The 16,951-nt window shown below is 66.2% G+C and carries 13 protein-coding genes; 11 read left to right on the top strand and 2 right to left on the bottom strand.

What is annotated here, in order from left to right; translation table 11 throughout:
- Positions 1–74 precede the first annotated feature (74 nt).
- From ASF04_RS22975 to ASF04_RS23000, 6 genes are all read left to right on the top strand, one after another.
- The gene (locus tag ASF04_RS22975) at positions 75–2,969 is read left to right on the top strand and encodes a sensor domain-containing diguanylate cyclase (protein WP_056146968.1); all 2,895 of its coding nucleotides are present in this window, start codon (positions 75–77) and stop codon (positions 2,967–2,969) included.
- Between the two features lie 57 nt (positions 2,970–3,026).
- Positions 3,027–3,581, top strand: coding sequence for a DNA-3-methyladenine glycosylase I (locus tag ASF04_RS22980; RefSeq protein ID WP_056146970.1), 555 nt, complete (start codon positions 3,027–3,029; stop codon positions 3,579–3,581).
- Entirely contained in the window at positions 3,578–5,287 is a 1,710-nt protein-coding gene (gene mnmC / locus ASF04_RS22985) for an FAD-dependent 5-carboxymethylaminomethyl-2-thiouridine(34) oxidoreductase MnmC (RefSeq protein ID WP_056146972.1), read from the top strand. Before ASF04_RS22980 ends, mnmC begins: the two co-directional genes overlap by 4 nt.
- Before the next feature lie 72 nt (positions 5,288–5,359).
- The gene (locus ASF04_RS22990; RefSeq protein ID WP_056146973.1) at positions 5,360–6,109 is read left to right on the top strand and encodes a sensor histidine kinase KdpD; all 750 of its coding nucleotides are present in this window, start codon (positions 5,360–5,362) and stop codon (positions 6,107–6,109) included.
- On the top strand, positions 6,106–7,806 hold the full coding sequence (locus ASF04_RS22995; protein ID WP_056146975.1) for a tetratricopeptide repeat protein: 1,701 nt from the start codon (positions 6,106–6,108) through the stop codon (positions 7,804–7,806). Before ASF04_RS22990 ends, ASF04_RS22995 begins: the two co-directional genes overlap by 4 nt.
- A 68-nt stretch (positions 7,807–7,874) precedes the next feature.
- Positions 7,875–8,090: a hypothetical protein gene (locus tag ASF04_RS23000; protein WP_056146977.1), complete on the top strand. Its 216-nt coding sequence runs from the start codon at positions 7,875–7,877 to the stop codon at positions 8,088–8,090.
- A 214-nt stretch (positions 8,091–8,304) separates the two neighbouring features.
- Here the strand turns inward: ASF04_RS23000 and ASF04_RS23005 are convergent, their stop codons facing one another.
- Positions 8,305–9,042 (bottom strand): PhaM family polyhydroxyalkanoate granule multifunctional regulatory protein, encoded by a 738-nt coding sequence (locus ASF04_RS23005; RefSeq protein WP_056146979.1) that lies wholly within the window; start codon positions 9,040–9,042, stop codon positions 8,305–8,307.
- Between the two features lie 141 nt (positions 9,043–9,183).
- Between ASF04_RS23005 and ASF04_RS23010 the strand changes: the two genes are divergently transcribed.
- From ASF04_RS23010 to ASF04_RS23030, 5 genes are all read left to right on the top strand, one after another.
- The gene (locus ASF04_RS23010) at positions 9,184–10,383 is read left to right on the top strand and encodes a DUF3108 domain-containing protein (protein WP_056146981.1); all 1,200 of its coding nucleotides are present in this window, start codon (positions 9,184–9,186) and stop codon (positions 10,381–10,383) included.
- Between the two features lies 1 nt (position 10,384).
- The gene (locus tag ASF04_RS23015; protein WP_056146983.1) at positions 10,385–11,146 is read left to right on the top strand and encodes a DUF3108 domain-containing protein; all 762 of its coding nucleotides are present in this window, start codon (positions 10,385–10,387) and stop codon (positions 11,144–11,146) included.
- Positions 11,147–11,262: 116 nt separating this feature from the next.
- Positions 11,263–12,618 carry a hypothetical protein gene (locus ASF04_RS23020; protein ID WP_373922151.1) on the top strand — a complete coding sequence of 452 codons (1,356 nt, stop codon included), beginning with the start codon at positions 11,263–11,265 and terminating at the stop codon, positions 12,616–12,618.
- Complete coding sequence (locus ASF04_RS23025; RefSeq protein ID WP_056146987.1) at positions 12,611–13,423, top strand: hypothetical protein; 813 nt, start codon at positions 12,611–12,613, stop codon at positions 13,421–13,423. Before ASF04_RS23020 ends, ASF04_RS23025 begins: the two co-directional genes overlap by 8 nt.
- A 3-nt stretch (positions 13,424–13,426) precedes the next feature.
- Positions 13,427–16,276 (top strand): ATP-binding protein, encoded by a 2,850-nt coding sequence (locus ASF04_RS23030; RefSeq protein WP_056146989.1) that lies wholly within the window; start codon positions 13,427–13,429, stop codon positions 16,274–16,276.
- A 58-nt stretch (positions 16,277–16,334) separates the two neighbouring features.
- Here the strand turns inward: ASF04_RS23030 and ASF04_RS23035 are convergent, their stop codons facing one another.
- A complete protein-coding gene (locus tag ASF04_RS23035; RefSeq protein ID WP_229205168.1) occupies positions 16,335–16,862 on the bottom strand; it encodes a hypothetical protein in 528 nt (175 codons plus the stop codon).
- Between the last annotated feature and the right edge of the window lie 89 nt (positions 16,863–16,951).

Below are 16,951 nucleotides of genomic sequence, written 5' to 3' on the forward strand. Positions count from 1 at the left end.
TGGAAATTGTGGAATAATGCAGAAACTGGCCGGCACCGACCGCCAGCAATAGCAGGAGGAATCACCGAGTGGACATGTTCGTGCGCGACGCAGACCTGGCGCAATGGGAAAACACCTTGCCCGACTTGACCGGCATGGCGCGCCTGCCGCACCTGGCGACGCTGGCCTGGCACCTGCGCCAGCGCGATCCCGTGCGCGCCCGCGAGCTGTCCGGCGAGGCGCAGGCGATGCTGCCGGCCGTGGCGCCGCAGGACGCGCCGGTGCTGCGCGCGCGGCTGCTGCTGGTGGCGGCCGAGGGCGCGTGGGTGCGCGGCGAACTCGATACCGCCCAGTACCATGCCGACCAGGCGCTGCAACTGCTGGACCACGATGCCGCCATGCCCGAGTCGTTACAGGTTGCCGCCGCGCGCAGCCGCGCCGACGCCTGCTGGGTGCAGGCCTGGATCGCCAACGACCGCGGCGACAGTATTGCCGCCAGCGGCTGGCTGGCGCAGGCGGCCGCAGCGGCACACGCCGCGTCCGATCCGGTGCGCGGCGATATCATCGGCGCCGCAGCCGGCATCTGCGCCGCCTTCACCGACGGCGCCGGCGGGCCAGTGGCGTGGCGTCCCGACACCGCCACGCGGGACACCGACCTCGATGCCATGCCGGCCATCGCTGCCGGCTGGATCAGCGATTTTCTCGGCACCCGCGCCTTCCAGCACAGCGAATACGGTCGCGCCATCGGCCACCTGATGCGCAGCTTCGACACCGCGCTGACCAGCGGCCAGCTGCGTCGCGCCATCATTATCGCCACCAATATCGGCAACGGCTTCACCTGCCTGAACGCCCACGAGGCGGCGCTGGACTGGATGCAGCGCGCCCAGGACCTGGCGCGCCCCACCGGTTGGCCGCTGTCGATCGGCATGTGCCTGATGCAGACCGCCGAAACCTTGCGCCAGCTGGGCCAGCGCGAGGCCGCGCAAACCCTGCTGCGCGAATCGCTGGTGGTGCTCGCGCCGCTGGCCGGCTCGCGCGCCTACGCGGTGGCGCTCGAATACGAGGGCGACCTGGCGCTCGACCTTGGCAACCACGCCGCGGCGCTCGACAGCTTCACCCGGCTGGCCGCGCGCGGCGACGCGCTGGGCCAGGGCGATTTCCAGAGCAGCGCGCGGCGCGGCCAGGCGCACGCGCTGGCGCACCTGGGCCGGGCAGGCGAGGCCTTGTCCGTGGCGCAGGGCGCGCTGGCGCTGGCGCGCACCAAGGGCGACACGCTGGCGCAGATTGCCGCCCTGCAGGTGCTGGCCGACATCCACGCGCGCCCGGGCAGCGCGGACGATCCGGCGCTGGCGCCGCCGCCCGGCATGAGCGCTCCCAGCGCGCCGCTGCACTACCTGTTGCTGGCGCTGGACATCGCCACCACCATCGACGGCTATACCGTGCCCGGCGCGCTGCTCGACGCCACCGCGCGCGAATACGCGGCGGTGGGCGACTTCGAGCGCGCCTACGCCATCGCGCTGCGGGCCGGCGCCGCGCGCGATTTTACCCACAGCCGCGAAGCGACCAACCGCGCCATCGCCATGCAGGTGCAATACCAGACCGAGCGCGCCCAGACCGAGGGCGAGCACCACCGTCAACTGGCGGCGGCCGAGGCGCGCCGCGCCGAAATCCTGCAACGCACCAGCGCCACGCTGGCGAACCTGGGCGCGGTGGGGCAGGAGATCACCGCCCACCTGGAATCGGCGGCCGTGTTCCGCGCGCTGGACCGCCACGTCCACGGTCTGCTCGACGCCACCCTGTTCTCCATTTTCCTGATCGAGCCTGGTGGCGAGTGGCTGGCCAGCGCCTTTGGCGTGGAAGCGGGCCGGCCGTTGCCGCCGCTGCGGGTGGCGCTCGACGACCCCGACGCCAATTCCGCGCGCTGCGTGCGCGAGCGCCGCGAGCTGCTGGTCGCGCTGCAGGAGGGCGAGGCCAATGTCAACCACATCTCCGGCACCCTGCCCACGCTGAGCATGCTGTTCGCGCCGCTGGCCGTGGGCGAGCGGGTATTGGGCGTGATGACGGTGCAGTCGATGCGCGCCAACGCCTACGGCGAACGCGAACGGCTGATCTTCCGCACCCTGTGTGCGTACGGCGCCATCGCCCTCGACAACGCCAGCGCCTATCGCCAGGTGGCTGCCACCCAGCAGCAGCTGCTCGACAAGAACCTGGAACTCGAGCGCGCCTACCAGGCGCTCGAAGAAGTAAGCCTGACCGACCAGCTGACCGGCCTGCGCAACCGCCGCTTCTTCCTGCGCAACGTCGATGCCGACGTCGCCATGAGCTTGCGCGGCTACGACAATATGCAGGAGCGTGTGCAGCAGCGCGGCCAGCCGCGGCCCGCCAACGACTGCGACCGCCAGGCGCCCAACGACCTGGTGTTCTACATGGTCGATCTGGACCACTTCAAGCACGTCAACGACCGTTACGGCCATGCCGCCGGCGACTCGATCCTGGTGCAGATGCAGGCCCGCCTGCGCGAAGTATTCCGCGAATCGGACTACGTGATCCGCTGGGGCGGCGAGGAATTCCTGGTGCTGGCGCGCGCCACCCACCGCGACGAAGCTGGCGCCCTGGCCGAACGCATGCGCCGCGCCGTGGCCGAACGCGACTTCGTGCTGCCCGACGGCGAAAAGCTGCGCAAGACCTGCTCGATCGGCTTTGCCTGTTTTCCGTTCCTGCCCGAGCAACCGCGCCTGCTGTCCTGGCCGCAGGTGGTGGAACTGGCCGACCAGGGGCTGTATATCGCCAAGCGCTCCGGCCGCAATGCCTGGGCCGCGCTGCACGCCACCGGGGAGGGCGATGCGGTGGACCTCTTCCCGCGCCTGATGCACGCGCTGCCGCAAGCGCTGGAAGACGGCGAAGTGCGCGTGGTGAGCAACCTGGCGGGCCCGCTGGAACTCGATGGCGAACGGCGCCGCACCGGTTTGTCGATCGACCTGGAGCTATAGCGCGGTTGCGGGGGCAGAGTTGTATACTGCGGGTTCGCTTCCCGACAAAAATCCATCATGACCATCATCCGCTGCGCCTGGGCCAAGCCCACCAACCCTCTGTACCTGGAATACCACGATACCGAGTGGGGCGTGCCGTGCCACGACGAACTGCGCCTGTTCGAGATGCTGAACCTCGAAGGCGCCCAGGCCGGCCTGTCGTGGGAAACGGTGCTCAACAAGCGCGAAACCTACCGCGCCGCGTTCGATGGCTGGGACGCCGAAAAAATCGCCGCGTACGGCCCGGACAAGGTGGGCGAACTACTGGCCAACCCCGGCATCGTGCGCAACCGCCTTAAAGTAGCGTCGGCCATCACCAACGCCCAGGCCTACCTGCGCCTGCGCGCTGGCGGCGGCAGCCTCGATCAACTGCTGTGGTCTTATGTCGATGGCCAGCCCATCGTCAACAACACCGGGGAGCGCATCATCAAGACCGCGCTGTCGGACCGGCTGTCGAAGGACCTGGCCAAGCTGGGCTTCAAGTTTGTCGGTTCGACCATCGTTTATGCGTACATGCAGGGCATCGGCATGGTGGACGACCATGACGCCGACTGCTTCTGCCGCCACCGATGACCGTGTCGCACGTCGTTCTCGACACCGAATTCGGCGACGGCGCGCGCTTTGCTCAAGCGCGCGCGCAGCACCTGCAGGATAACAAGCGGCTCCATTACCTTGCGCTGACCGCGCGCGTGGCCGATGCGGCGACCGTCGCCGATCCGCAGCTGCGCGCCCTGTGGCCGCTTGATGTACCTGGCTTTCACCGCATCATCCTCGACGACGGCCGCGTCACGCTCGACCTGCTGGCGGGCGAAATGACTGCCGTGCTGCCGCAGGTGCTGGCCCGTGTCGATACCTTTCATATCGGCGCGCTGGCGCCCGGGCAGGCGCGCACGCTGGCGCGGCTGGCCGTTCCCGGCGCCACGCTTGACGCGCGCGCGCCCGATGACTTGCTGGTGTGGGCCTTGGTTGCTGCCGGTTTCGCCTGCCGCCGGGTAGATGGCGGTGACGATATTGCCGCCGAGTACCGGGGCCGCCACTCGCCGCCTGTCGCTCGCGCAGCATCACCTGCTGCCCCAGCCGCGCCACAGTTGCGCGATAAACGCGCGGTGGTCATCGGCGCCGGCTTGGCGGGGGCCAGCGCCTGTCGCCGCCTGTGCGCCAGCGGCTGGGAGGTGACGTTGATCGAGCGCCACGCGCTGCCGGCGCAGGAGGCGTCCGGCAACCTGGCGGGCATCTTCATGCCGCTGCTGTCGAAAGACGACAACATTCCCACCCGCCTGGCGCGCGCCGCCTACCTGTTCGCGCTGCGCGAGTGGCGCCGGCTGGGCGGCGTGGGCAACGCCTTCATCGGCGCCGACTGCGGCGTACTGCAACTGGCGCGCGATGCCGGCCACGCCGCCGTCCAGCGCGCGGTGCTCGACCATTGGAACTATCCGCCGGCGTACGCACGCTGGGCCGACGCGACGGAAGCGGGTGCGCTGCTGGGCGGCCCCACACCGCACGGCGGCTGGCTGTTCGCGCAAGGCGGCTGGGCGCGACCGTCGTCGTTGTGCGCGGCCATGCTGGACGCCTGCGGTGACCGCCTGCAGCGCGTGTTTTGCAGCGAGGCGATCACTTTGCGCCGCACCGGTGACGGCGAATGGCTGGTGGAGGGCGCCGGCGGTACCTTGCTGGCGCAAGCGCCCACGGTGATCCTGGCCAACGGCGCTGGCGCCGTGCAGATCGCCCAGGCAGCCCAGCTGCCATTGCAGTCGCTGCGTGGCCAGGTTACCCACCTGGCCGTGGGGGCCAGTGCTCCGCAACTGCCGCTCGTCGTCTGCCGCGAAGCGTACGTGACGCCGGCTGCCGACGGCATCGTTTGCGCTGGCGCCACCTACGACAATGACGACGACCGTGCACTGCGCGCCAGCAGCCAGCGGGAAAACCTGGCGCGGCTGGCGGAGATCGTGCCGGGTACGCACGTGGCGGCCCTGATCGATACCGCGCCGCTGGCCGGCCGGGTGGGCTTTCGCAGCGCCGCGCCGGACCGCCTGCCGCTGGCCGGCGCGCTGCCGGATGTCGAATCGGCCGGTCGCCTGGAGCACCTGCGCGACGTGCCACGCCACCCGGGCCTGTACGGCCTGCTCGGCTATGCGTCGCGCGGCCTGATCTGGGCGCCGCTGATGGCCGAACTGCTGGTGTCGCAACTGGAAGGCGCGCCCGCGCCGGTCGAGGCTGCGCTGGCAGAGGCGCTCGACCCCGGCCGCTTCCTGCTCAAGCAGCGGCGCCGCAGCCAGTAGCCCTGCAACCGCCGGGTTCCGCCCGCAAACCGTGCGTTATAATCCCGGTTTGAATCCACGGAGAGCGACGCGATGGATGACGACTTGTCCCAGCACTATCAAGGCTCGCCGGAACTGCTGATGTTCCTGGCGTCGACCGTGCACGACATGAAAAATTCGATCAGCGTCTTGAGTGGCACGCTTGAACACCTGCTGACCAACGTCCCTGCGACCGCAGCTGCACCTGTCCCCGCCGCCCCCGAGCCGGCGCAGTACCAGCAACTGGGCCAGATGCTGTACCAGACGCGCCGCCTGAACGACAGCCTGATCCAGTTGCTTGCCTTGTACAAGGAAGTGGGCAAGCCCGGCTACCCGTTCGATCCCGGCCCGCGCAGCGTGCGCGAACTGGTCGAGCAGGTGGAAGGGCAGGCGCGCATCCTGCTGCAATCGCGCGGCATCGCCTTTGAAACCGACTTTGCGCCGGACGCCATCTGGACCTTTGACGAAGAACTGGTGATCGGGGTGCTGGTCCACGCCATCAACAACGCCATCCGCTACACGCGCGATCGCATCCGGCTGTCGGTGCGGGTGGACGGCGACTACCTGGAACTGCGGGTGGAAGACAATGGCGACGGTTTCCCGCCGACGATGCTGGCAGCCGGCGCGCAAGCCATGGACGTGCGTGACGTGCAGGTGCGCTTCTCCAGCAACAGCAGCGGCTTGGGCCTGTACTTTTCCAGCGAGGTGGCGCGCATGCACCGCCACCGCCAGCGCACCGGCGCCATCGCCCTGGAAAATGGTGGTGAGCTGGGCGGCGGCTGCTTCGTCCTGCGGCTGCCATGACAGCCATGGTACAGAGCGACGGCGAGATCGACTGGGGCGCGAAGCGCTACCTGATCGTCGACGATTTCGTTGGCATCCGCCAACTGCTGCGCGAGTCGCTGCGCAACCTGGGCGCCAAGCATATCGACCAGGCGGCCAGCGGCGGCGAGGGCATGATGTTGCTGGCCAAAACCCGCTACGACGTGGTGCTGTGCGATTACAACCTGGGCGACGGCAAGAACGGCCAGCAGGTACTTGAAGAAGCGCGCATCCGCAACCTGATTCTGCCCAGCAGCGTGTGGCTGATGGTCTCCGCCGAAAAAAGCGTGGAGTCGGTGATGGGCGCGGCCGAGCACCAGCCCGACGCCTACATCATCAAGCCGATCACCGAAGGCGTGCTGCTCACGCGCCTCAATCGGGTGTGGATCAAGAAGCAGATATTCAGCGAAATCGACCAGGCTTACGCCGACAAGGACTACCTGCGCGCAGCGCGCCTGTGCGAGGAACAGATTCCCGTCAACCCGCTGCACGCGATCGACCTGCTGCGCATGAAGGCCACCTTGCAGCTCAAGGCCGGCGACCCGCTGGGTGCGCGCAAGGTGTACGAACAGGTGCTCGAAGAGCGCGACTACAACTGGGCGCGCTGCGGCCTGGCCAAGATCATGATGCACGACGGCGAGGTGGAGGAGGCGCAGAAGATGTTCCAGGCGGTGATCGCCGACAACCGCTTCTATATCGACGCTTTCGATCAGCTGGCGCAGGCGTTCCAGTTGCAGGGCAAGCACGAGGAAGCATTCGACGTGCTGCAAAAGGCGGCCAAGCTGTCGCCCAACTCGGTGCCGCGCCAGCGCACGCTGGGCCAGACCGCGCTGCGGCTCGAGAACATCCCGGTGGCGGAGCGGGCGTTCCGCAAGTGTATCGATATCGGCGAGTACTCGGTGGCCAAGACGGTCGATGCATACTTCGGCATGGCGCGCGTGTGCGGCAAGAAGAACGACACCAAGGAAGCGATCCGCCTGCTCAACGCGGCGGTCCACCAGTTCGGCGGCGACCAGGTCACCTTGCGCGCCAAGATCACCGAGGGCCTGGTGTACCACGAGACGGGCGACTTCCGGCGCGCGCGCAAATCGGGCGACGAGCTGGAAGCCATGCTGGCCGACGAAAGCCGTCACCGTCCCGACACCGCCACGTGCCTGGACATGGCGACCCTGCTGTTCGCGGTGGGCGTGAAGGAAGCGCCGGTGGTACTGCTGTGCTACATTGCGCGCAACAACCATGATAACGTGCCGTTGATGGACGAGTTGCAGAAGATTTTCGACAAGGCGCGCATGGGCGACGAGGGCACGGAGCTGATCCGCTCCTCGCGCAAGGAAGCGGCCGACATGATGAACAAGGGCGTGCTGCTGTGGAAGTCCGAGCGGCTGCAAGAGGCCATCGACTGGATGCGCGTGGCGCGCCACGCGCTGCCGCACAATATGCGCATCCTGTTCAATTCGGCGCAGATCCTGATCTCGCGCCTGCAGCAAACCGGTTACGTGCGCGAACTGGCCGACGAGGCGATCGAGGTGCTGATGCATGTCGATGCCATCGCCCCTGGCCAGCCGCGCTTTGCCCAGCTGATGGAACAACTGGCGCTGCTGGCGCCGGTGTCCGGCGTGGTGGCGGCAGCCGCCGCCAGCGAATACGAGGCGGCCAACGGCGCGGTCCCGGACCGCTAAACCGTTTAGATGAATTAAAACAGGTGCGGCAATCAAGTACGCACCACCAAGAGAGAGGATGTAAATTTATGCGCGATATCGCAAAAGAAGTCTATACGAAAATGAAGGTCGGCAGCGTAGCCTGGGTAAAACCGGTCGCCGCCAAGGGTGACACCATCGAGAGCTTCCAGGGCGCCCTCGACAGCGCCAAGCTGCTCGAAGAAGAAGGTTTGATCGACGTCCAAAAGGTCACGCGCCAAGCCGATGGACTGATCGATGCAATCAGAATTTTACGCTTGGCATAGCGCCTGATAAAGCCTCCATAGCTTCGTTGCAGCGCCTCGCCGTACTTTCGTACTGTCTTCGTCGCTGCGCCTCGCTCTGGAGGTTTCTCAGCCGCTCTTGGCTTGTCGAGCGCCTGATAAATCCTCCATAGCTTCGTTGCAGCGCCTCGCCGTACTTTCGTACTGTCTTCGTCGCTGCGCCTCGCTCTGGAGGTTTCTCAGCCGCTCTTGGCTTCTACTTCCCTGCTGTCGGTTTGACTGATTTGGCCGAAGGTTTGGGTTCGGCGCGCTTGGCTGCGGGCTTTTTGTCCGGTGCCGGCTCCGGCGCCTCGGTGGCTGGTGGCACAGCTTCGGTTGGCGGCTTGGCCGTCGCTGCGGCAGCGAACTTCGCTGCTGTCTCGGCCATCATCGATTCCGATGCCGCAGCGGTCGATACCGCCTGCTTGAACTGATCCTGCAGCAGATTCCACCACAGCGCGGCTGCGCCGGCGGTGGCGTCAGCCTGCTTCGGCGTTTCCGCCGCCGGTGCTGCTGCCTTGGGTTCCGGGGCAGGTGGTGGCGGTGGCTGCTCGGCGGCCGGCTTTTGCTTGTCCGCTTCGCGCGCATGCTGGAAGAAGGCCGAGGTGTACGGGTTGGCGTCGAAGATCGATTTGTGATCGGCGGTCGGCGCCTGCCCTGGCGCGGTGCCCTGATTGACGGCGGCGGCCAGGCTGGCGCCCACCGACTTGAGCGTGGCGATGGTGTTGCGCTGTACCTCGAGCGCCTGGATGCTACCGCGCAGCATGCTCATATTCAGGTTGAGCCACGCCTCGACCGCCTTCAGGTCGTTGATCTTCTTGTCCAGTTCATCGACCGACAGGGTGGGCGTGGTCAGGCCGGGCACGCCCATGCTACCCCACAGGTTCTTCACGAAATCGAGCGTGTCGTTCATCACTGCTGCGCCGGGAATGTGCGGCATCTGCGGTTGGGCCATGAAAGTCTCCTGTAGTAGTTGGTTCAGCGTAGCAGATAACGCGGTACCGATCAAAGTTTTCTGGCAACGTTGCTTGCTGCCGGCAACCGCCATGCAAACGCCGCGCCGGAAGCATTCGGCCGGACACGTTAAACTAGCGCCATGACGATCGCCTCCTTCCTTTCCCAACGCCGCCGCATGGTGCTGTTCTGCGCGGCCACGGTGGTGCTGCACGGACTGGCGATCGACTGGGCCGCAAGCCACTTGGCGGCATCGGCCACCGTCAACGCGTCGCCGTCGGTGGTGACCGCGCAAGTGCGCCTGACACTGCCGCCGCGCGTGGCCAGCGCGCCGTTGCGGGAGATCGCGCCGCTTGATGCTGCCGCCATGCCGCCTGCCGTCAAAACGCCTGCCAAGCCGCCCGCCAAGCCGCCCGTCGCCAGCCCGGCCTTTGCCAGGCCGCGTGCGCCGGTGCCAGCGCAGGCGCAGGCGGGAGCCGCCATCACGCCGGTGGACAGCGCAGCGCCTGCATCGGCCATCGACACCGCCGACCTGGAACTGGCGCACGCGCCCGAGCCGGCGGCGACCCAGGGACCGGCAGCAGCGCCTGACACGACCACCAGCGCACCCGCGCCGGCGGCCGCCGAACCGGTCCCGCAGGGCGGGCGCCGCTACAAGGTGGAGTTGCCGCCATCGGCCACGTTCGACATGGACGTGGCGCGGGTGGACGCCGACGGCACCAAATGGACAGGGTCTGCCGTGATGACATGGCATACTGACGGCAGCCGTTACCGGGCGTCGGTGGAAGCGGGCGTGAGCCTGCTGGTCACGCGCCTGAACCTGCTGGTGCTGCGCAGCGAGGGCGCCATTGACGACCATGGCATCGCGCCCGAAAAAGCCACCGAAAAGCGCGCGCGCCGGTCCGAGACCGCCACCCACTTCAACCGCAATGGCGGCGGCAATGTGGCTGGTGCGAACACGATCTCGTTCTCGGCCTCCGACCGCAGCTACCCGCTGCTGGCCGGCGCGCAGGACAAGGCCACGGTGCCGTTCCAGCTGGCCGGCATTGGCCGCGCCGACATCAACCAGTTTGGCGGCGACATCGACATCCAGGTAGGGGAGGACAAGGAAGCCGCCCTGTTCCGCTTCCAGCTGGTGGGCGAAGATGAACTGAACACGAAGATGGGCAAGCTGGTCACCTGGCACCTGACGCGGCCACCGAAGCCGGGCACGTATTCGTCGCGGCTCGACATCTGGCTGGCGCCGGGCATGCAGTGGTACCCGGTCCAGATACGCAATACCGAAGCGAGCGGCGCGCTCACCACGCAGACCGTCTCCAGAATAACAACTACCGGACAATGATATGACAATCAACCATACTTTTTACGCGCTGAGCGTGGCCGCCATGCTGGCGCTGGGCACAGTTGCCACCGGCGCCCATGCTGCCGACAGCGAGCACGCCGCCGTCAAGCGTCCCTTCAGCGCGCCGCCGTCGGCGGACCTGACCTACGCCATCAAGGCCAAGCAGCACGGTCTCACCATCAACGGCACGGCCACCGTGCAGTGGCGCGCCGGGGACGGCACGTACTCGGTGGCGGCCGAAAGCCGCGCGCCGATCTTCGGCAAGATACTGGAAACCCGCAGCGAGGGCGCCATCGACGACTACGGCCTGGCGCCGGTGTCGTTCATGGAAAAGCGCTTCCGCAAGGAAGCCACCACCGCCACGTTCAAGCGCGACACGAAAATCATCAGCTTCAGCGTGGGCGACGAAACCTATCCGATCAAGGGCGGCGAGCAGGACCGGGTGAGCATCCAGTGGCAACTGGCCGCCAACGCCCGCGCCACGCCCGATAAATTCAAGCCCGGCAGCGAGTGGGCGTACTTTGTCGCCGCGCGCCGCAACGCCGAGCAGTGGGTGTTCAAGGTGCTCAAGACCGAAAACATCACCGTGGGCGGCAACGAGATCAGCGCGCTGCACCTGGTGCGCCAGCAGACCGACGACAAGGATTCGCAGGTGGACCTTTGGCTGGCGCCGTCCATGGACTGGTACCCGGTGCGCGTGGTGTTCAAGGACACCGATGGCGACTACGTGGACCAGACACTTGATAAATTCGCCAAAAAGTAAGCGCAAGATCGCAACTGCTATACTGTCGCCCCCGCGAGCAGCTGAGGATCCCAAGTCCGGCAGGCTGCTTAATGCGGTGATTGTTGCGACCAACATGGCAAAGAATGATAGAAACTATGACAACCGAGTCCGCGCCCGACCCGGCGCTGGACTCGCAACAGGACGGCCTGCAGGCCCACTTCAAGCCCAATATCTCGGCCGATGAAATCGAGCAGGTCTACCACCTGAAACGCGCGCAGCCGCTGCTGCAAGTGTTTACGGCGCTGTTCCACGGCGGTTTCGACGGCGTGCTGGTGCGCCTGCTGGTGCTGCGCGAGCTGGCGTCCGACACGGCGTCGGCCAGCTTTACGCGTCCGGACATCAACACCCGCCTGGCCTACCTGCTGCCGGAAAGCCTGGAAACGGTGCTGATGCGGCTGCGCACCAACCAGTTGCTGGCGTGGGATCCGCAGCAGGCCGTCTATCGCGTCACGCCGATGGCGCGCAACGTGCTGTCCGCCATCGACGCGCTGCTGGCCATGGGCAAAGAGGAAGACCCGGCTGACATGGGCTACCTGCTGTCGCAGGTGGCCGGCTCGCAAATGATGGGCGGCGTCACGGTGGAGCAGCTGCACCACCTGCTGGGCCGCCTGGTGGAGCTGACCGAGGAATTCGCCGACGCCATCGCTTCCGGCTCCGAGTTCCGCCTGCGCGAATCGCAGGCGAAGTGGCACGTGGCGTGCGACTGGGTGGAGAAGGGATCCGAGATCCTGCGCGCGATCACCAGCGACGAAAACGCCGACCACGCCACGCACCGCGCAGCGCAAGCGATTGGCCGCGCGCAGTCGTCGCTATTGAATATGCAGGGCATGTTCTCGCGCGCGCTGAACCAGATCGAGCGCCAGCGCGTGCACCTGGGCCAGTCCGGCCTGTCCACCACCGACATCAAGCGCTGGCTGCTGCTGCATGACGACCTGGCCTCGCTGGCCGTGGGCGCCATCGACCTGCCGGTGGTGCCGCAGTTTATTACGCCGGCGGAGATGATCGACGTGGCCGAAGCCGAACTGCTGTCCGACCGCGCCGCCAGCGCGGTGCAGGGCGGTCTGCCCAGCGGCGAAGACGCGCCCACCACCATCAGCGACGGACCACCGATGCAAAAAGAACTCGACGAATGGCTGGCCCGCCTGGCCGACTTTACCGCGCCCGGCAAATTCCCCGCCAGCGTGGACGGTGCGGCGCCCTCGATCCAGGTGCACGAATCGCTGCTGCCGGCGTCGTTTGCCGTGGCGTCGTACCGCGCCTCGATGCTGCCGCTGCTGGGCGACGCCGACGAAGCGCGCCTGCAAGGCGCCACCGGCGACCTGGCGCGCCTGCCCGTGACGTTTACTCCGAGCGACGAAATGGTACAACTGCCCGACCTGCACGTCGCGGCGATGTCCCTCGCTTCGCTTACCCTGTCTTTGAACCCGGAAGGCGACAAGTCCGATGAATGATGATGCACAAATCCTGATCGCGCGCCTGCTCGCGCATCAGACCCTGCGCCGCGACGACCGCCTGGTCAAGCGCGCGCTCGCTGACGAACAGTTCCGCATCGAAGTCGATGCGCGCCTGCTGGCCGTGGGCCTGAAACTGCTCGACAACGTGTATGCCGACCATGTGACCGTGGCCCTGACGCGCAATATCGAACCGAAGATTTTCGGCGCCAAGGACGTCTGGCAGAACAATAACTTCGGCCTGTCGCGCGACGGCGTGGCCCTGCTGGTCGTGCTGTGGGCGCAGATCATTCTGCCCAAGCGCGAGCGCCAGGAAAACCACCAGCACGCGGACGACAAGCAGAACGACATGTTCGGCACCGAGCGCCCGCTGCCGCGCGCCGAAGACACCTCGATCGGCATCGCCTACAAGGCGCTGCTGGCCGACTTCGGCGACAAGCTCGGTAAAAAGACCCGGCTGGACATGAACCTGTCCATCCTGGCCAAGCTCGGTTTCATCGAACGCCGTGGCGACGTGGTGCTCGAAGGCCCGCTGCTCGATTTGTTGATGGATACCGACCTGCTGAAAGAACGCATCATCAACGGCGCGCTGGCCGACGTCTTCAAACGCACGCCGCCGCAGGAGATGGCCGTGCCGCGCCGCACACCGAAGCCGCGCGCGTACGAGGACGATGCGCCGAACGCCGTGGAAACGATCGAGCCGGAGATGGAAAACCCCGACTACGACGCCGATGGCAATGCCGTGCCGGTCTTCGATGTGCCCTTTGAAGACCCGCAAGACACCCAAGAACCACCCAAGGATTAAGCCATGTTTCATATCAAATCGCTGGAGCTGGTCCACTGGGATTACTGGCAGCGCATCAAGAACATCCCGCTCGACGCCAAGATCATCACCATCGCCGGCCAGAACGGTTCCGGAAAAACCACGCTGCTCGACGCGCTGCGCACCCTGTTCGGCCTCGATTGCTCGATGGGCCGCACCTACAAGCACTATGCGCGTCACAGCGGCCAGCAAACGGCCTGGCTGCGCGCAGTGGTCGATAACAAGGCGGTCGGCCGGCAATTGTCGAACCGCCCGTTCCGCAGCTCCGGCTTTTTCAGCGACGACGAAGTCACGCTGTTCTGCCAGATCCAGAAGAACGGCGGCGACTGGAAGCGCCAGTACCTGATGCGGCCCGGTAACGTGCAGATCGAAGACATCGGCGACGTCGGCAACGACTGGCTCGGCGTGGAAAACTACCGCAAGCGCCTGGCCAACGCCGGCCTGTCGCCGGCCATGGCCAAGGTCCTGGCCCTGGAGCAGGGCGAGACCGACAAGCTGTGCGAATACGCACCGCGCCAGCTGCTCGACCTGGTGTTCCAGGTGTTCGGCGACAAGGAGGTGCTCGACGCCTACGACGAAGCCAAGCGCCACCAGCGCGACACCGAGGAAGAACTGAAACGCTTCGAGGCGGAACTCGACGCGTCCAAGACCAACCTGGAAGGCCTGCGCCTGCGCGTGGCCAACTACCATCAATGGGAAGACCTGAACAAGGAGCGCCGCAACCTGCAGGAGGAAGCGCTGCCTACCTTGGAGTACCACGAGGCGCGCGAAAAGCAGGGCAATATCAGCCGCCAACTGCGCGAAGCCCGTAAGCCATTGCAGCAGGCCGACGCCCAACTGGCCGACAAGCGCCACGCGGTGACCAGTTTTGCCAAGGCGCTGACCGAGGCGCAGCAGCACGAGACGGTGCTGGAACAGGAATCGACGTCGCTGCAATCGCGCCTGAACCTGATCAACGGCAAACTTAAACCGCTCGACAGCCTGCTCGAACAAAAGGCGCGCCTGCAAAAGCTGGCCGCCGATTCCGGCGCCGACCTGGCCGAAGTGGCGCAGCAGCTGCAAGAGAAGGAAATCGAGCTGGCGCGCCAGCGCAACGCGCGCGATGCGGTCGCCTCGAAAATCGCCGGCGAAATGGCCACCATCTCGGCGCTGCAGGGCAAGACCGCGATGCCGGAGCCGGAAGCACAGCGCAGCATGCGCCGCGCGCTCAACGACGCCGGCATCAGCCACGCCATGCTGTCCGACATCGTCGAAGTGACCGACCCGCGCTGGCAAGGCGCGGTCGAAGGTGTGCTCGGTGGTTACGCGTCGGTGGTGCTGCTCGATAAAGCCGGCGACGCCACCTCGGCCTACCGCCTGGCGGAAAAAGAGCGCTATCGCCACTTCATCGTCACCGACCTGGTCAACGCCCAAAGTACCCGCGACGACAGCCTGATGTCGGTGGTCAAATTCGCTGCCAAGGTGCCAGCGTGGCTGGTCGAACAGCTCTCGCGCATCACCCGCGTCGATAGCGTCGATGCCGGCGCCAGGCTCGGTAACAACGACGAGTGGATCACGCCCGAGGCCTATCACCGCGAACGCCGCGGTGGCCGCTCGCTGTTCGTGGAAGCCTCGCGCTACCGCTTCGGCACGGCCGGCCGCACCCAGCGCATGGAAGCAATCCAGAAAGCGCTGCCGGCGCTGGAAGCACAGGAAGATACGCTGACCCTGGCGGTATCGAAACTGGCGTCCGAAATCAGCGCGCTCAAAACCCGCCTGGCGGGCGTGGATGCAGCCAAGGAAATGGCGGCGCGTCACGACGAATTCGAGGAAGCGGCGCGCAACGCGGTGCCGCTGCGCGCCGAGCGCACGGAAGTGGGCAGCCGCCTGGGCGAGCTGCAAAACCTGATCAAGAGCGCCGTGGTGGCGCGCACCCGTGCCGACACCACGTGCCAGAACGCGCGCTTTGCCCTGTCGGAAGCGGAAGCGGGTACGCGCCTGAACCTGAAACGCCAGATCGAGCAGCGCGCCGACCACGCGCGCGCCTTGCTCACGCTGCGCAAGAACTGGCGCCACCTGCCCAAGGCCTGGCGCCGCCTCGAGCGCCGCCTGGCGCTGGTGGCCGAGCACCAGAACACGCACCAGGTCACGCTGCGCCTGCATACGCTCGAAGCGAGTCTCGCCCGCAGCGACTGGGAACTCGATGCCACTGTGATCGACCAGTACACGCGCCTGAACGAGCAACTGAGCGGGCGCCAGTCGGAAACCGAAGAGCGCCGCTACCAGAACAACCGCGCCATCGAAGCCACCGGCAACGCGCGCGGGGCCTACATGGAGCGGCTGCGCTACACCATCAAGACCTATTCGAAGAACATCAAGGAGCTCGGCGAACTGGCCGGCATCGAGGTGCACGCCGATCCGGTCAAGCTGGAAAACGACGATGTGCTGCTGTCGCAGGCCGGCCTGCACGTGCGCTTCAAGTTCGACGGCAAGGGCATCATCGGCATGAACGACGGCGAAGCGTCGGGCGGCCAGCAGGTGATGAAGTCGCTGGTGCTCCTGATCGCGCTGCTGAAATCGGAAGAGGGTTCCGGCGGCTTCGTGTTCATCGACGAACCGTTTGCCCACCTCGATATCCGCAACATCCAGCTGGTGGGCGAGTTCCTGAAGAACACCGATGCCCAGTACCTGATGACGACGCCGCTCACGCACAACACCGACGTCTACGATCCTTCGGAACTGACGCTGATCACCAGCAAAAAGAAGAAGGACACCCAGTGGGCGCAGCCGATCTTCGTGCTGCAACGGCGGGCGGCGGATGTGGAAGCTGGCAAGGCAGCCGCCAAAGCCGTCTGACGGCTATAAGGCTGGATGGTAAAAGGGGCAGGGAGTCTTCACTCCTCGCCCCTTTTTTTTACTTGATATCGAAGATGTTGATCGGCTTCGGTAATGGCGTCTGGCTCTTGTGCCAGCGTACCAGCAGCACGCTGTAGGTCAGATAAAAGCCCGCCAGCAGGCCGAAGACCACGGTGGTGACCGGGCTGCCGAGGAAGTCCGGGTCGAGCGCGATACCGTCGTGCATATGCAGGTACGCCTCGAACAGGCGGTAAATCAGGCGGCTGACGAACAGCATGATGATTAACAGTGGAAGGCGGCGGTCGGGCGTATAGAAAAAGCCTTCCGGCAGGTTGCGCAGGCGCGTCAGGCCGAACTGGCGCTGGCCAAGCCAGGCGCCCAGCGCGGCGCCGGCCACCAGCGCGCCCAGCGCCGGCCATTTGCCGATCGAGAGCACCAGCAGCACCAGCAGCGCGGCGGCCATGATGCCGGCCATCGTGTAGTGCTTCCACAGCTCGGACTGGGTGCGCACCAGCATGGCTTTCAGGCGCGAGTAGATGCGCCACACGGCCACCGGCACCAGCAGCAACAGCACAATAGTAGTCATTTCCATAATCTGCCCACAGCGGTTTTTCGAGAACAGCGATTGTACGCCAGAGTAGTGTGCCCGGCGATTGACATTCACGGTTAGCATAA

Source organism: Duganella sp. Leaf61 (assembly GCF_001421905.1).
Classification (GTDB): Bacteria; Pseudomonadota; Gammaproteobacteria; order Burkholderiales; family Burkholderiaceae_D; genus Rugamonas; species Rugamonas zoogloeoides.

What these genes read in the sequence shown, in the direction of transcription:
- ASF04_RS22975 (WP_056146968.1), top strand. Translation starts at nt 75, where the DNA reads ATGTTCGTGCGCGACGCAGACCTGGCGCAATGGGAAAACACCTTGCCC.
- ASF04_RS22980 (WP_056146970.1), top strand. Translation starts at nt 3,027, where the DNA reads ATGACCATCATCCGCTGCGCCTGGGCCAAGCCCACCAACCCTCTGTAC.
- mnmC (WP_056146972.1), top strand. Translation starts at nt 3,578, where the DNA reads ATGACCGTGTCGCACGTCGTTCTCGACACCGAATTCGGCGACGGCGCG.
- ASF04_RS22990 (WP_056146973.1), top strand. Translation starts at nt 5,360, where the DNA reads ATGGATGACGACTTGTCCCAGCACTATCAAGGCTCGCCGGAACTGCTG.
- ASF04_RS22995 (WP_056146975.1), top strand. Translation starts at nt 6,106, where the DNA reads ATGACAGCCATGGTACAGAGCGACGGCGAGATCGACTGGGGCGCGAAG.
- ASF04_RS23000 (WP_056146977.1), top strand. Translation starts at nt 7,875, where the DNA reads ATGCGCGATATCGCAAAAGAAGTCTATACGAAAATGAAGGTCGGCAGC.
- ASF04_RS23005 (WP_056146979.1), bottom strand. Translation starts at nt 9,042, where the DNA reads ATGGCCCAACCGCAGATGCCGCACATTCCCGGCGCAGCAGTGATGAAC.
- ASF04_RS23010 (WP_056146981.1), top strand. Translation starts at nt 9,184, where the DNA reads ATGACGATCGCCTCCTTCCTTTCCCAACGCCGCCGCATGGTGCTGTTC.
- ASF04_RS23015 (WP_056146983.1), top strand. Translation starts at nt 10,385, where the DNA reads ATGACAATCAACCATACTTTTTACGCGCTGAGCGTGGCCGCCATGCTG.
- ASF04_RS23020 (WP_373922151.1), top strand. Translation starts at nt 11,263, where the DNA reads ATGACAACCGAGTCCGCGCCCGACCCGGCGCTGGACTCGCAACAGGAC.
- ASF04_RS23025 (WP_056146987.1), top strand. Translation starts at nt 12,611, where the DNA reads ATGAATGATGATGCACAAATCCTGATCGCGCGCCTGCTCGCGCATCAG.
- ASF04_RS23030 (WP_056146989.1), top strand. Translation starts at nt 13,427, where the DNA reads ATGTTTCATATCAAATCGCTGGAGCTGGTCCACTGGGATTACTGGCAG.
- ASF04_RS23035 (WP_229205168.1), bottom strand. Translation starts at nt 16,862, where the DNA reads ATGACTACTATTGTGCTGTTGCTGCTGGTGCCGGTGGCCGTGTGGCGC.